Raw genomic sequence first — 13,047 nt, 5'->3', positions numbered from 1 at the left:
TGTCATGAGCCATGCAGCTCTAGCAGGAGGAGTTCATTTTATCCCTGATCACTCGGAACAATACGCACAATTTTCAATAGGTTATTCTTTATTTCCGTCCGGCTCTGATGGATTTTCTTCGTTCTCAATGGGGGGTTCCCGATGGATATTAATTCGAGTGATCCGCAATCTTGTCGATTCCTCGACTTCAAATATCACATCTTCTACTTTAACCCGTTTTCCTTTGGTTGGATTCCCCTCCAGCTCCTTAAACAACCAGCCACCAATGGAATCCACTTCATCATCCTCGATCACAACACCTGTAAGATCGTTGACATCTTCAATCAGCATCCGGCCTTCAACGGAAATATAATCACCATTACGCTCCACACTCGGACGCTCATCTTCGAATTCGTCATGCAGATCGCCTACGATTTCTTCCAGAATTTCTTCTGCTGTCAGTAGCCCGGCTGTACCACCGTATTCATCGACAACTAGCGTTAGCTGAGCTTTATTCTTCTGCATAAAACGAAGCGTATGGCTAATCTCCATCGATTCCGGCACGTTAAGGATTGGTCGAACCAGCGTCGTAAGATCATTCTGCTGCTCAGGTGGAGCAAACAGCAGGTCGGTAATATGAATAAAACCAATAATACGGTCCTTATCTTCAAAAGCAACCGGATAACGTGAATGTCTTGTTTCGGTAATAATCTTCATATTTTCTTCGAGCGAAAGATTGCTGTACAGCACATCCATATCCGTACGAGGCAACATGACTTCACGAGCGAGAAGATCAGAGAATTCAAAGATGTTATCCATCAGCTTCATCTCATCTTTATCAATGACACCACTCTTAGCACTCTGATTCATCAGGATACGAATTTCCTCTTCCGAATGAGCTGCCTCACTCTCATTCGCGGGCTCAACACCCACTAAACGAAGCAATGCGTTCGCCGATGCATTCAGTATCCAGATAAAAGGCATAAAGAGATTATAGAAGAACATCAGCGGTGCCGAGAGCAGTAGCGCAGATCCTTCTGTTCTTTGAATCGCAAGTGATTTCGGTGCAAGCTCACCAAGTACAATATGTAAAAATGTAATAATCGAAAATCCGATAACAACAGAAACAGTAGAAATCAGAGTACCGTCGGTAATCCCCATTTTATACATTAACGGTTCAACGAGCAGCTCTGAAATGGCCGGCTCACCGACCCAGCCTAATCCCAGTGACGCGAGTGTAATCCCAAACTGGGTGGCAGATAAGTAAGAATCCAGTCTCTTATTTACCTTGAGTGCATATCCAGCCATTTTATTACCTTCACTGACAAGTTGGGTCAGACGAGACTGCCTGACCTTAACTAATGAGAACTCCGCTGCTACAAAAATACCGTTCAATAATACGAGCACCAGAACAAGCAAAAGATTAAGCATTAATCTCCCTACTTCAAATTCCGTATGCGCCACTTTAACAACGCCTCATTTCTACAGATTGATCGCTTTTCTAGTTTTGAAATCAACTTCCGGATAATACATATCCGCTACTAACAGGTTAGGTCCGCAACAACCTGCTGCATCGCAGTAACAATTCACCTTCTGGTTCAGCGGATGCTTCGTCTGCCAATCGATAAATATATCATCCAGTTTTTGGTTGTCTATGTTACCAAAGGCTGCGATATCAGCGAAATCTGTAACGAAAACATCTCCAGTAAACATATTAACGTTCACACGATTCCGACCATCCGGATCGTTACGAAGCGTAACATTCTTCTCTGCGCGCATTCTACTTAGCAATTTCTGATCTTCTTCAAGGAAGCTGCAAGCAAAAAACGGAAGCGTGCCGAACAACATCCATACCTCTGGATCACGCTGGTCCAGTAACGAATGGATCGCTGTCCGCATTTCATTTAAAGATAACACTGGCAAAGCGGAAGCAAAGCTCGAATTGTACATCGGATGAACTTCATGGCGTTTTGCTCCCATGTCGAGAATCAGCTTATGAATTTCAGGCAGCTTAGTGTGGGTACGGTAATTAATCATAGTTTCCGCAGAAATTAACATACCATCCTCACTTAGTTGGCGAGAGTTCTCAATCATTGTATTATATAGCCGGTAAGCGGCTTCCTTGGCAACCGCATGACCACTGTTCGCAAAACCGACTTCATGAAAATCGTCACCGTTCACATAATTAAATGAAATATGCATAACGTCCAGATATGGAAGCAGCTTCTCATAACGGGAATACGGCATCGTCAGATTAGAATTAATTTGGGATCTGATTCCCCGCTCTTTGGCGTATTTCAACAATGGCACAATGATATTATCCACCGTTCCGGCGCGGAACATGGGCTCTCCGCCCGTAATACTAATAGTTTCTAGATGCTCAACTTCCTCTAAACGGTCTAGCATGTTCTTAAGCGGTAGCATATCTCCTTCTTTGGAGGTTAGACTATCACCAACAGCACAGTGCTCACACCGCATATTGCATAAATTGGTTACAGTGAATTCCACACTCGTTAGCACATGGCGGCCATGCTTACGTAGAGAAGTGATTGGATCCCATGGATCGTAACTTGGCGACAGCTCCCTCGGTGAAGATGTTAATGGTCTTAAAACATTCATTTGTACTAGCTCCTTTAAATCTTATTCCTATTATTAACCCAAAATCATGAAGAAAGAACGATGACTTACCCTATATCATACCACGTTAGTCAAAAAAACTGCACTTATGATGTCTTTCTGGCCTTCTATACTTGCCCTACATTTCAAAAAAATAAAAGCAGCGAGACGAAAAATAGGCTTCCGATATATCTTCGGACAAGCCTAATCTTCTCTCCACGCTGCTATAAATAATCAATTTGGCGTTTCCAGAGAACCGCCTTGTTCTGCGACGTCAATAATAACAACGGAGAGGGCTTTACTAAGATCTCGTTCAAACGGTACGACTTTCTCTCCTTCAGGACCCGTAAGCACACGTACGGCGGGTCTGTGAGGCGTACTTGGATCTATTTTGACCACAACCCCGCTCTCCCCCGTACTGAGCTTCACCGTAAGCCCCAGCGGATAGATAGCTACGCGATCTCTAAACAACTCTAAATGCTTCTGCTCATATAAAGTACCGGAACCAACATAGAGCGCCTCAACGGCTTGATGTGGCAGCATAGCCTTTTTGTAGACCCTATTGGAGGTCATGGCATCGTAGGAGTCCGCTACACCCAGCCACTTGGCATATTCATGGATTTGGGGTCCTGTTAATCCGCGAGGATATCCGGAACCATCAATGCGTTCATGATGCTGCAAGGCACAATGTGCTGCGAGCAGCGGGATATTCGGCTCCTCCTTTAGAATCTGAAACCCAATCTCGGTATGAGCCTGCATGTGGCGGAATTCTTCATCACTGAGCCTGCCGGGTTTCTGTACGATTTTTATCGGGATTTGTGTCTTCCCAATATCATGCAGCAGTGCGCCTAGCCCAATCACTCGAAGTTCCTCTTTACTATACCCGTGAGCAATACCAAGCACTAAAGTGTACAAGCAGACATTCAGGGAATGGACATATAAATAGTTATCAGCAGTGTGCATATCCATCAGCATGATCATCGGATCTTCTTGTAAAGACATATCGTCTAAAATGTTATCCATGATCTTAGAAAATTTTTTGTCCAGATGATACAGACCCTTGGTAATTCCTGAAGCCCCAGACATTTGCTGAAATTGATTACGAATCACCTTTAGGGCCTGATTGCGCGTCTCATCCTGTAGAATACCAGTAATCACAATATCGTCCGTGACAGAATCCTCTATGTAGATATAGCCGATATCAATTCTTGCAAGACGCTTGATCAATGCATCCGTAAGCTCTACCCCGTCCGCGAGTAGAGTTAGACCTTCATCATTATATATTTTTTTACCTAATTTCATGCCTGCTTGAAGCTGATTCACGGATACTAAACGCACTAAACTCACTCCTGCCTTTAACGGTAAAATGCTATTCTGTATTGAAATCCTTGGGTCACACGCTTTGTCTATACCGTTTCTATGGAAATTCAGACAGGTGTACCTTAAAGAAAATCAGATGTGTCTAGGTCTATGCCAATGGGCATTAACGCATAATAAACAACCAGAATACAGCAGCAAGAATAAATCGATAGATCGCGAAATGCGTTAATCGAATCTTTTGAATCCATTTCATAAACAAAATGACCACTAAATATGCCACTACAAAAGAAATCAGAAAACCAATTACAAAATAACCAATCGTCTCACTTGTGAAGTTTTTATACGAATCCAGCAGTTCATACCCGGAAGCCGCACACATAATAGGAATGGCTATGAGGAAGGAGAAATCCGCAGAAGCCTTATAGCTGACCCCGCTTAACATCCCCCCGGAAATAGTAGACCCGGAACGGGAGAAGCCCGGCCAAAGTACCGAAATAATCTGATACAATCCAATCGCGAGCGCCTGTCCGTAAGACAAATCATCCAGTTCGTGAGCAGTAATTCGTATTTTGCGTCTGTTCACCCATTCTGCAACAATCATTAGAATCCCTCCGGCCACAAGTGCCCAGAGTACAGTCGAAGCTCCAAAAAGACTTTTGATAAAATCGCGGGCAAAAAATGCCACAGCAAGTGCTGGGGCAATCCCGAGAATCACATGAATTAAGTTCAGACGGGATGCCGGCATAACGCCTCCTCTACCTGAACTACTACGTCCAATCCCTAGCAAATTGAGTACTCGCTTGCGGTAAACAAGTGCAATCGCCAAAATCGCCCCTAGTTGAATTACAATTTCATAAGTCTTCATAATCGAATCTTGCTCAGCGAAACCTAATAGCTTCGTGGTCAAGATCATGTGTCCGGTCGAAGATACAGGAATAAATTCAGTGATTCCTTCGACAATTGCTAAAATAATAGCTGTAATCGTGTCCATAATGTCCTCCTATTTTTGGGAATCTAGCACTTTTAAATGGAGTCTATAAGTGTAGATTATGAGCTGTCGGCCTTATTCAGACTTAGCCTCCCAGCGAGTGAGCATGCATTCATCGAGGCTGTTTGGACGCTGTAACTCCATCCGCAAGAGATCGCGCAAAAAATGTGGCAATAGAAACAAAGCATCCTTCCCATTCGCGATCGTCTCATAGCCGGCCCTGAAAGTAAACATGTCCAGCGTACCAACATTATACTCTCTTTCATCCTCCAGTGGGTTTCCTTCGACAAAAACTGCAACACTCTTATCATACGGTATCATTAGTGGGTCGTACAAGATTTTTAATCCATCTACTGCCAAGCTGCCCAGATGATTCCCGCGGAAACCGTACCCGTAAATGACCTTACTATAAAACTCCTCTGTAAGGCTCTGTTCCAAAGCTGTGCGAATATCTATACCCTTCAGCTTAATGATGCAAGTATTGATGGGAGAAGGACAAAGTGCGTGCAGCATCCCTGTCGTAACCTCGCCTTCGGGCAATGGTCCTAGCAGCTGACCCGTGTTAACTAATGACATACTAGTTCCTGTAAATCTACGTACTGCTTGTGCCAAAAGATTGCCAAAGGGGGACTCTCCCCGTAAGTTCAAAGGAAGCTCACGGTCAGTAATCGCAGCGATCGTCTGAAGAGATTCTTGGCCATGCTTCAAATGAATAGCGACTGCAGGACCTATAACCTCCTCCTTTAGAAGGGGGTCAATAGGAATACATCCACCCGTCACTAAGCTGAAATCAGACTGAGGATCTAGTCGCTCAAATTGTAGACGCCCGAGATACCGACCGAATTTCCCAGCACCGCATACGGCAGTACCATTAATCATAATAGGCTCTTCTAACAGATGATGCGTATGTCCACCAAGAATGGCATGTACGCCCTCTAACCGTTCTGCCAGAATTTTATCCGTAGGAAGTCCGAGATGAGATAGAACGATTAAAATATCCACCTGTGACGCTAAAAGTAGGCATTGTTCCCGGAGTGCTGTCTCAGGATCTAAAGCATCCCAGCCCAAAAGGGAATAGAACGAAGTAAATGCCGCTGTTGCTCCGGTCACTCCAATTCTAATTCCATCCTTCTCCAAAACTGCATGACGCTTCATCCAGCTTGGTGGCTCTCCTGTCGAAGACTCTACAAAATTACAGCATACTACCGGACACTGTAACCCGGAAAAAATAGATGACAACATCTCCTGAGAGAAGGTGAGCCCCTCATTATTGCCAATGGTTACAGCATCATATCCTGTTAAGTTTAATACGTCGATGTTAGCCTGACCCATAGTGCCTTCTGTCTCAACAGCTGCACGATCCATATGATCACCAATATCCAGCAGCAGTACAGGCTCTTCTCCCGCTGCAGCCCTTTGTGCGGCGATTTCCGCTGCCACCGGACTTACCATTTCAAAATGGCTATGTATATCATTGGTATGAAGTATGGTCAGTCTTTGTGGCACATGCCCCATAAGCAACATTCCTCCTACCCTTGGGCTGCTCTTTAATGAAGCAGTCGGTGCGTGATCTTATAGAGCCTAGCATAACATTTTCAGACACATTATGGTATATTGAAGACATCAGATCATACATCAGAGGAGAATAAAAATGCATATTACTATCCGACTATTCGCGGGTCTGGCTGAGACAATCGGCTCTTCTTCTCTGTCCTTCCAAGCGACTGAGATTACCTTAACAGCTGGCAAGCTGAAGGAGCTTCTATCTGCCTCTTATCCTAATGCAGCATCCCAAATTGGGGCTTCTTTAATTGCCATTGACCGGGAGTATGCTCCTGATGATTCTATCATCACAGCGTCTTCCGAAGTCGCACTTATTCCTCCAGTTTCCGGGGGAGAGAATGGCACAATATATGAAGCTACTACTGATGGTCTCTATAGCATAACGGACCAGCCTTTAAATGCAGAGAAGCTTCTAGATGCCGTTCTTGACGTCAATCACGGAGCATCCTTATTATTTATCGGCACTACACGTGAAATGACCGGAGAACAACGTACAACCGCACTTCATTATGATGCCTATATTCCTATGGCCTTAAGTAAACTAGAGGAGATTGGTAAAGAAGTGAAGAACCGCTGGAACGCAAACTGCGCCATATCTCACCGCATTGGGCTTGTAGGTTTAAAGGAAGCAAGTGTTATCATTGCCGTCTCCACACCTCATCGCGATACCTGCTACGAAGCCAGTCGCTTTGCCATTGAACAATTGAAACAGACGGTTCCCGTTTGGAAAAAAGACATTAATGAATCGGGCCAACATTGGGTGAACTCTGATCAAAAAGCCAGCGATACAATCCACAAATAATCTTTTCTCCTTTTTGATTGAAAAATCTGAACTTTGTTGATATTCTGGATAAAATCGGATAAAAGGTGGCATAGGCATTGAGAGTACACGTCTCGGATCTAAAACCTGGTAATCACCTTAACGCGGACGCATATAGTTCTAGGGGTTTACATGTACTACCAAAAGGATCACTGCTCCAAATAAATGATATCGCCAAGCTGATGCAGCTTGGAGTTGATTATGTTGATATCGAGACGTTAGAAGAAGAGGTATCACCCCTCAGCAGACCTTCAATTATTCAGACGGTGACCACTAGTTTTGATACCATGATTGACGGCTTCGAGTCTCTTTATATGGAAGCGTTATTAAAAGGAAGCTTCAACCAATCCGTGGTAAACGACATTCTTCAGCCTTCGCTTCAAACTTTGGACAAGCATAAAGATGTAGTGTCCCTCCTGCTTTTGCTAGATCGGGAAGATAACTATACCTATAATCACTCCCTTCAGGTAGGCATGCTCTCTTATTATATTGCGATATGGCTTGGTTATTCCAAACAAGAATGCTATGAAATTGGTCGTGCAGGTTATTTGATTGATATTGGAAAATGCCGAATTTCACCCTCTCTCTTGAATAAACCAGGGAAGCTAACGCCAGATGAGTTCGAGGAAATCAAACTACATACTAAGTACGGCTACGAAATTATACGTAATTCCATGGACGATTCTTACACAGCTTTGGCTGCGCTCCAACATCATGAGCGTGAGGACGGCTCTGGCTATCCGAGCGGTCTAACCAAAACTGATATTCATCCTTATGCACAAATTGCAGCTGTAGCTGACATTTATAGTGCGATGACTTCTAAACGAGTCTATCAGTCGAAGCAAGAGCTTATTTCCGTCCTGCGTGAAATTAACAATCTAAGTTTCGGTAAACTGAACGCTAAAACCGTTCAAGCCTTTATCCAGCATTTAATGCCCAACTTCATCGGCAAGCGTGTGTTGCTGAACACAGGTGATATTGGCGTAATTATTATGAACAATCTGGTCGATATTTTCCGACCACTGGTAAAGGTTGACGGAATGTTCGTGGATCTTTCCCGCGAACGGAACGTTGCCATTGTAGAAATTTACATGGACTAAGGCATTTCGATCTCTCCCAAACCCTCCCTTCCAAGGGAGGGCCCCAAGGGCTCCGCCCTCTGGACACCCGGAAGTTTGATGTATACTTGTGGCGATGGTGGATAGAAGGAACGCCTTGTGTAACCTCACCTTGAGGCTCCTGCTTTGCTGGCGCAAAGATCGGGGCCTCAAAGCTATCTTTCGAAATCCATGATCCCCCATTTTCTTTCGGGGGATTTTTTCTGTTGTATTTTGCACAACAGAATTTATGAACGTAGAGCTGGATTGTAGTTCTGTTGTATTTTATGCAATCAAAAATAAAGAAAACGTCTTTTATAAGCACATTTTCCTAATACTGTTGCACAAAGTGCAGTAGATGCTATTTTATGAGTGGATTCGGAGCTTTCTATTGTAAATACTGCAATAGAAAGCTCCGAATCCAGGTTCCTTATTCCTTACCTTCTTTAATCTGTACCTACCTAAATTCTTCCTTCCTACAAATCCCCAACAAATCCTCCCATTGCCCATAATCCTTAGTCAGTTGTACCCCTCCTATCATTAATCTCTTGATGATTGAATTACACTTTTCTTGGCGAGACTAATATGTGGTTTAAATATTTCTAGGAGGTAAAAAGTATGCTTCCAGTCCATGAACGTCTTGCCGAGCTGTTCACTCTAAGTCGTCTACGCCAGCTTACAGCCTCCGAAGAAACGGAACAACAGCAATGCCTTCAGGTGAATGCCACTTACTGTTGGGAGATGGCACGACTACAGAATGAAATACTGTTAGCGGAACAAACAACGGATACACAGTGGCATCAGGATATTTGTGCCCAAATGTTTGAGCTACGTATAACAGGTAGATTACCTAAACGCCCGAAATAATTGGACGTACGATATAAAACAGCCCACTCCTCATTTGCTTTCGCAAGGGGAATGGGCTGTTGTTCTTTGCTATAGAAAGCGGAACTGCGCTTCTATTAATCCGTTATACACACCATCACGTGATGTCAGTTCTCGGTGGGTTCCTTCTTCTTTAATCTCACCATGGTCCAGAACGACTATTTTATCCGCATGGCGAATGGTAGATAGTCTATGAGCGACGATAAAGGAGGTCCTGCCCTGAAGTAAGATTTTGAGTGCCTCTTGAATCTTCAGCTCCGTCTCTGTATCAATACTTGCCGTAGCTTCATCAAGGATCAGAATTCGTGGATTCGCCAATAGTGCACGGGCAAAGGAGAGCAGCTGACGCTGTCCCATGGACAAGGCACTACCACGCTCTTCTACCTCTGTCTCATACCCTCCAGGAAGCTTCATAATAAAGTCATGGGCATCTACTGCTTTCGCGGCATTTTCCACTTCTTCATCGGTAGCATCCAGTCGACCAAATCGGATATTATCGCGAATCGTTCCTGAGAAAATGAAGGTGTCCTGCAGCACGATTCCGATCTGCCTTCTCAGACTATCTAGAGTAACTTCACGGATATCTTCACCGTCAATCGTAATTCTTCCGCTCTTAATATCATAGAACCGGCCAATCAGGTTAATAATCGTACTTTTCCCCGAGCCAGTATGACCCACCAGCGCGATCGATTGCCCAGCTTTTACATCCAGATCGATGCCCTTTAAAGCCGCCCGACCTTTTTCATATTCAAAAACAACCTTATTAAAGTTAATATCTCCACGAATCGTTCCTAGTGGTTTAGCCCCTGGATTATCTTGAACCGAAGGCTGCTCATCCAAATATTCAAAGATCCGTTCTGAGGAAGCCATCGCTACCAGCAGTTGGTTATACATCTGCCCCAGACGGTTGATCGGGTCCCAGAAGTTGCTGACATAAGAACTAAACGCTACCAACAAACCGACAGTAAGCTCGCCAGATTGGATGAGATACGCCCCTAACCAAAAGAGGATCATCGTTCCAAAACCACCAGTGATCTCGATCATCGGCCCGAAAGCTTGGTTCATCGCAGAAGCTTTATTCCAGGACTTTTTGCTATCTGTATTCATAAAATCGAAATAATTCATGTTTTCACGTTCTTGTGTATAGGCCTGTGTGACTCTGATCCCCTGAATCGATTCATTCAAGTGAGAATTAATTCTAGAGTTCTTCATCCGCACATCCTGCCAAGCGATCCGAATCTTCTGCCGTAGCTTAGTAGAAATAAAGAACATGATCGGAACCGTAACCATTACTGCAAGACCAAGTTTCCAGTTGATCAATAACAGAATAATGGTAATCCCTAAAAGCTGTACACAGTCAATCATCAGATTGACTACCCCGTTCGTGAACAAATCCTGCAGTGAGTTGATATCATTCGTCACACGTACTAATACCGAACCTGCTGGGCGTTTATCGAAGAAGTTAAAAGAGAGCTTCTGAATATGCTTGAACAAGTCAGAACGCAAGTCATAAATGACTCTTTGTCCAATGATGTTCGTGTACTTAATCCGGTACACACCTGCAATCCATTGAATGAGATATAAGACAATGACACCTGCCGTAAGCGAATAAAGAAGTGTTAAGCTTGGATTCCCAACCTTAGGCGCTATAGCACGGTCGATAGCTAAACTTGTCAAGAAAGGAACGGTCAGCTTCGTAATGGTTCCCAGAATCATCATGATAGAAACCAGTGGAAGCATCTGTTTGGCGTAAGGCTTCATATAGCTGAATAATCTGGTGAACTGCTTCCAGTCAAACGCTTTGTCGATCACATCATCATCTTTGTACACGAAACGTTCATCAAGTGTCTTCTGCTCGGCTGCTTTACGCTTTGCTCCCGAAGCGGTGTTCTGTTTGGCTTCAAGTTTCATATGCCTCACTCCTCCCCTCTTCCGGTAGCTCTGGCCAGATAGTCAGCATATTGTATCCGGTATACATCTTGGTATGGACCCGGAACTTCAATTAGCTCCTGATGAGTACCACGCTGCTGAACATGACCTTCGTTCATAACAATGATCTGATCCGCATGTCGCAAGGAGGATATCCGATGGGCAATTATAAGTGTTGTACGCCCATTCATGACCTCCTGGAATCCCGCTTGAATCTCATGTTCCGTTTCCATATCGACCGCACTGGTCGCATCGTCGAGGATGAGGATACGCGGATTCTTAAGCAGGGCTCTTGCGATCGCAATCCGCTGCTTTTGTCCGCCAGAGAGACCCATCCCGCGTTCACCCACTACAGTGTCATAGCCGTCTGCCATCTCCATAATGAAATCATGCGCCTTTGCCAGCTGTGCAGCACGGATAATCTCCTCCATGCTTACATTTTTCAAGCCATATGAAATATTGTTGCGGATGGATGAGGAGAACAGGAATGTTTCCTGGAATACAGTGGCAATCTGTGACCGCAGGCTGCGCACACTGTACTCTCTAATATCAATGCCATCCAGCGTAATACTCCCTTCATTGACATCATAAGCACGCATCATCAGTTGAGTAATAGTGGATTTACCTGAACCTGTGCCTCCAAGAAATCCGATAATTTCACCTGATTTAGCTTCAAAATGGATGTCAGTAACAGCAGGCATTTTGTTCCCGTACGCAAAGGTGACATGATTAAAGGCAACGTCCCCCTTAACCTCGGAAGGTACCAGTTCACGGGCATCCTCTTTATCCTTAACATCAATTTTTTGATTAAGTACTTCAAGTACACGTTCTCCCGAAGCTTTGGACTGTGTATAGTTATTAATATGAAAGCCTAGACCCCATACCGGTCCAATGATGTACCAAATCAAACTGAAGAAGGCAACCAATTCACCTAGTGACATTTTCCCGTTAATGACGAGTGTACCACCTACGCCTAACAGGATAGCTATACTTACCGATGCTAAAAGCTCCATGACCGGAAAAAACTTACTCCAGAGCTCAGCGGCAAAAATCTGATTATTCTTATAACGTTCATTACGGTGTGAGAACTTTTCAACTTCGTGAGCCTCTCTAGCAAACGATTTGACAGTTCGCACACCCGTGATATTCTCCTGTACAGCCGTTGTCAGAGAACTCAGCGCAAGGCGCATCTCTTGGAAGGCCGGATGAATCTTGGACTCAAATCTTAAAGCTACTGCTGCCAGAAATGGCATAGTAATCAAAGTAACCAATGTTAGCTGCCAATTAATGGTGAACATCATGATAGAACCAAAGAGCACCATAAAAAACACATTTAGCAACTGAGCAAAACCAAAGCCGATAAAGTTCCGAATCGCTTCCAAATCCCCGGTCAGCCGGGACATCAGATCTCCTGTTTTCGCGGTATCATAATAACGGAAAGATAGAAATTGTAATTTCTCATAACAAGCGTTACGTAGCCGATATGCTAGAAAATTACCTAACCGCCCTCCAAAAAAACCATGTGCAAATTGCAGGCATGCTTTTACGATTACTACAGCTAACACACTGAGAGCCAACACGGGCACCTCTTTAAACTTGAGTGGAACAATTACTTCATCGATCAGCTTCCTTAACAAATTGGGGGTAATTAGCCCCACTGCAGTTGCGGCGGCCAAGCATACAATCGAAAGAATCAAATAATGTAGCTTCTCTCGGTAATAGCCTCGCAGTTGCCTGAGAACATCCATATCTCTCCTCCTTAAAGCTTTACGAAGTAAAGCTGCTTCGTAAGCATAGACTTAGCTTTACAAAATAAAGCTATTTTTTAGCGCTTTCAATTTTAGTGACTT

General features: G+C 44.1%; 10 protein-coding genes. 3 read left to right on the top strand and 7 right to left on the bottom strand.

All coding sequences use genetic code 11. The features are described 5' to 3' along the window. Nucleotides 1-81: 81 nt before the first annotated feature. The 5 genes from MKY19_RS08670 to MKY19_RS08650 form a co-directional block, all read right to left on the bottom strand. Nucleotides 82-1,410: a hemolysin family protein gene (locus MKY19_RS08670; RefSeq protein WP_042193528.1), complete on the bottom strand. Its 1,329-nt coding sequence runs from the start codon at nucleotides 1,408-1,410 to the stop codon at nucleotides 82-84. 51 nt (nucleotides 1,411-1,461) lie between these two features. Continuing rightward, on the bottom strand, nucleotides 1,462-2,598 hold the full coding sequence (gene yfkAB / locus MKY19_RS08665) for a radical SAM/CxCxxxxC motif protein YfkAB (protein WP_149645890.1): 1,137 nt from the start codon (nucleotides 2,596-2,598) through the stop codon (nucleotides 1,462-1,464). 231 nt (nucleotides 2,599-2,829) lie between these two features. After that, on the bottom strand, nucleotides 2,830-3,933 hold the full coding sequence (locus MKY19_RS08660; protein ID WP_339269892.1) for an HD-GYP domain-containing protein: 1,104 nt from the start codon (nucleotides 3,931-3,933) through the stop codon (nucleotides 2,830-2,832). A 145-nt stretch (nucleotides 3,934-4,078) separates the two neighbouring features. Next, nucleotides 4,079-4,906 carry an undecaprenyl-diphosphate phosphatase gene (locus MKY19_RS08655; protein WP_042186371.1) on the bottom strand — a complete coding sequence of 276 codons (828 nt, stop codon included), beginning with the start codon at nucleotides 4,904-4,906 and terminating at the stop codon, nucleotides 4,079-4,081. A 72-nt stretch (nucleotides 4,907-4,978) separates the two neighbouring features. Further along, nucleotides 4,979-6,418: a bifunctional UDP-sugar hydrolase/5'-nucleotidase gene (locus tag MKY19_RS08650; RefSeq protein WP_339801984.1), complete on the bottom strand. Its 1,440-nt coding sequence runs from the start codon at nucleotides 6,416-6,418 to the stop codon at nucleotides 4,979-4,981. A gap of 136 nt (nucleotides 6,419-6,554) precedes the next feature. On the opposite strand from MKY19_RS08650, the gene MKY19_RS08645 reads away from it, so the two are divergent. From MKY19_RS08645 to MKY19_RS08635, 3 genes are all read left to right on the top strand, one after another. Then, nucleotides 6,555-7,268, top strand: coding sequence for a molybdenum cofactor biosynthesis protein MoaE (locus tag MKY19_RS08645; protein ID WP_339801980.1), 714 nt, complete (start codon nucleotides 6,555-6,557; stop codon nucleotides 7,266-7,268). 77 nt (nucleotides 7,269-7,345) lie between these two features. Beyond that, entirely contained in the window at nucleotides 7,346-8,386 is a 1,041-nt protein-coding gene (locus MKY19_RS08640) for an HD-GYP domain-containing protein (RefSeq protein WP_339246409.1), read from the top strand. 615 nt (nucleotides 8,387-9,001) lie between these two features. Beyond that, nucleotides 9,002-9,250 (top strand): hypothetical protein, encoded by a 249-nt coding sequence (locus MKY19_RS08635; RefSeq protein WP_042186363.1) that lies wholly within the window; start codon nucleotides 9,002-9,004, stop codon nucleotides 9,248-9,250. 69 nt (nucleotides 9,251-9,319) lie between these two features. Here the strand turns inward: MKY19_RS08635 and MKY19_RS08630 are convergent, their stop codons facing one another. Together MKY19_RS08630 and MKY19_RS08625 are read right to left on the bottom strand one after the other, a co-directional pair. After that, complete coding sequence (locus MKY19_RS08630) at nucleotides 9,320-11,179, bottom strand: ABC transporter ATP-binding protein (RefSeq protein ID WP_042186361.1); 1,860 nt, start codon at nucleotides 11,177-11,179, stop codon at nucleotides 9,320-9,322. Between the two features lie 5 nt (nucleotides 11,180-11,184). Then, nucleotides 11,185-12,945 carry an ABC transporter ATP-binding protein gene (locus MKY19_RS08625; protein ID WP_042186359.1) on the bottom strand — a complete coding sequence of 587 codons (1,761 nt, stop codon included), beginning with the start codon at nucleotides 12,943-12,945 and terminating at the stop codon, nucleotides 11,185-11,187. Nucleotides 12,946-13,047 lie beyond the last annotated feature (102 nt).

Source organism: Paenibacillus sp. FSL R5-0744, from assembly GCF_037972555.1.
GTDB lineage: Bacteria > Bacillota > Bacilli > Paenibacillales > Paenibacillaceae > Paenibacillus_AQ.
This window is presented reverse-complemented; position numbering and strand designations above follow the sequence as displayed.

Coding starts and splice junctions, on each gene's coding strand:
- MKY19_RS08670 (WP_042193528.1), bottom strand. CDS start 1,410: ATGCTTAATCTTTTGCTTGTTCTGGTGCTCGTATTATTGAACGGTATT.
- yfkAB (WP_149645890.1), bottom strand. CDS start 2,598: ATGAATGTTTTAAGACCATTAACATCTTCACCGAGGGAGCTGTCGCCA.
- MKY19_RS08655 (WP_042186371.1), bottom strand. CDS start 4,906: ATGGACACGATTACAGCTATTATTTTAGCAATTGTCGAAGGAATCACT.
- MKY19_RS08650 (WP_339801984.1), bottom strand. CDS start 6,418: ATGGGGCATGTGCCACAAAGACTGACCATACTTCATACCAATGATATA.
- MKY19_RS08645 (WP_339801980.1), top strand. CDS start 6,555: ATGCATATTACTATCCGACTATTCGCGGGTCTGGCTGAGACAATCGGC.
- MKY19_RS08635 (WP_042186363.1), top strand. CDS start 9,002: ATGCTTCCAGTCCATGAACGTCTTGCCGAGCTGTTCACTCTAAGTCGT.
- MKY19_RS08630 (WP_042186361.1), bottom strand. CDS start 11,179: ATGAAACTTGAAGCCAAACAGAACACCGCTTCGGGAGCAAAGCGTAAA.
- MKY19_RS08625 (WP_042186359.1), bottom strand. CDS start 12,945: ATGGATGTTCTCAGGCAACTGCGAGGCTATTACCGAGAGAAGCTACAT.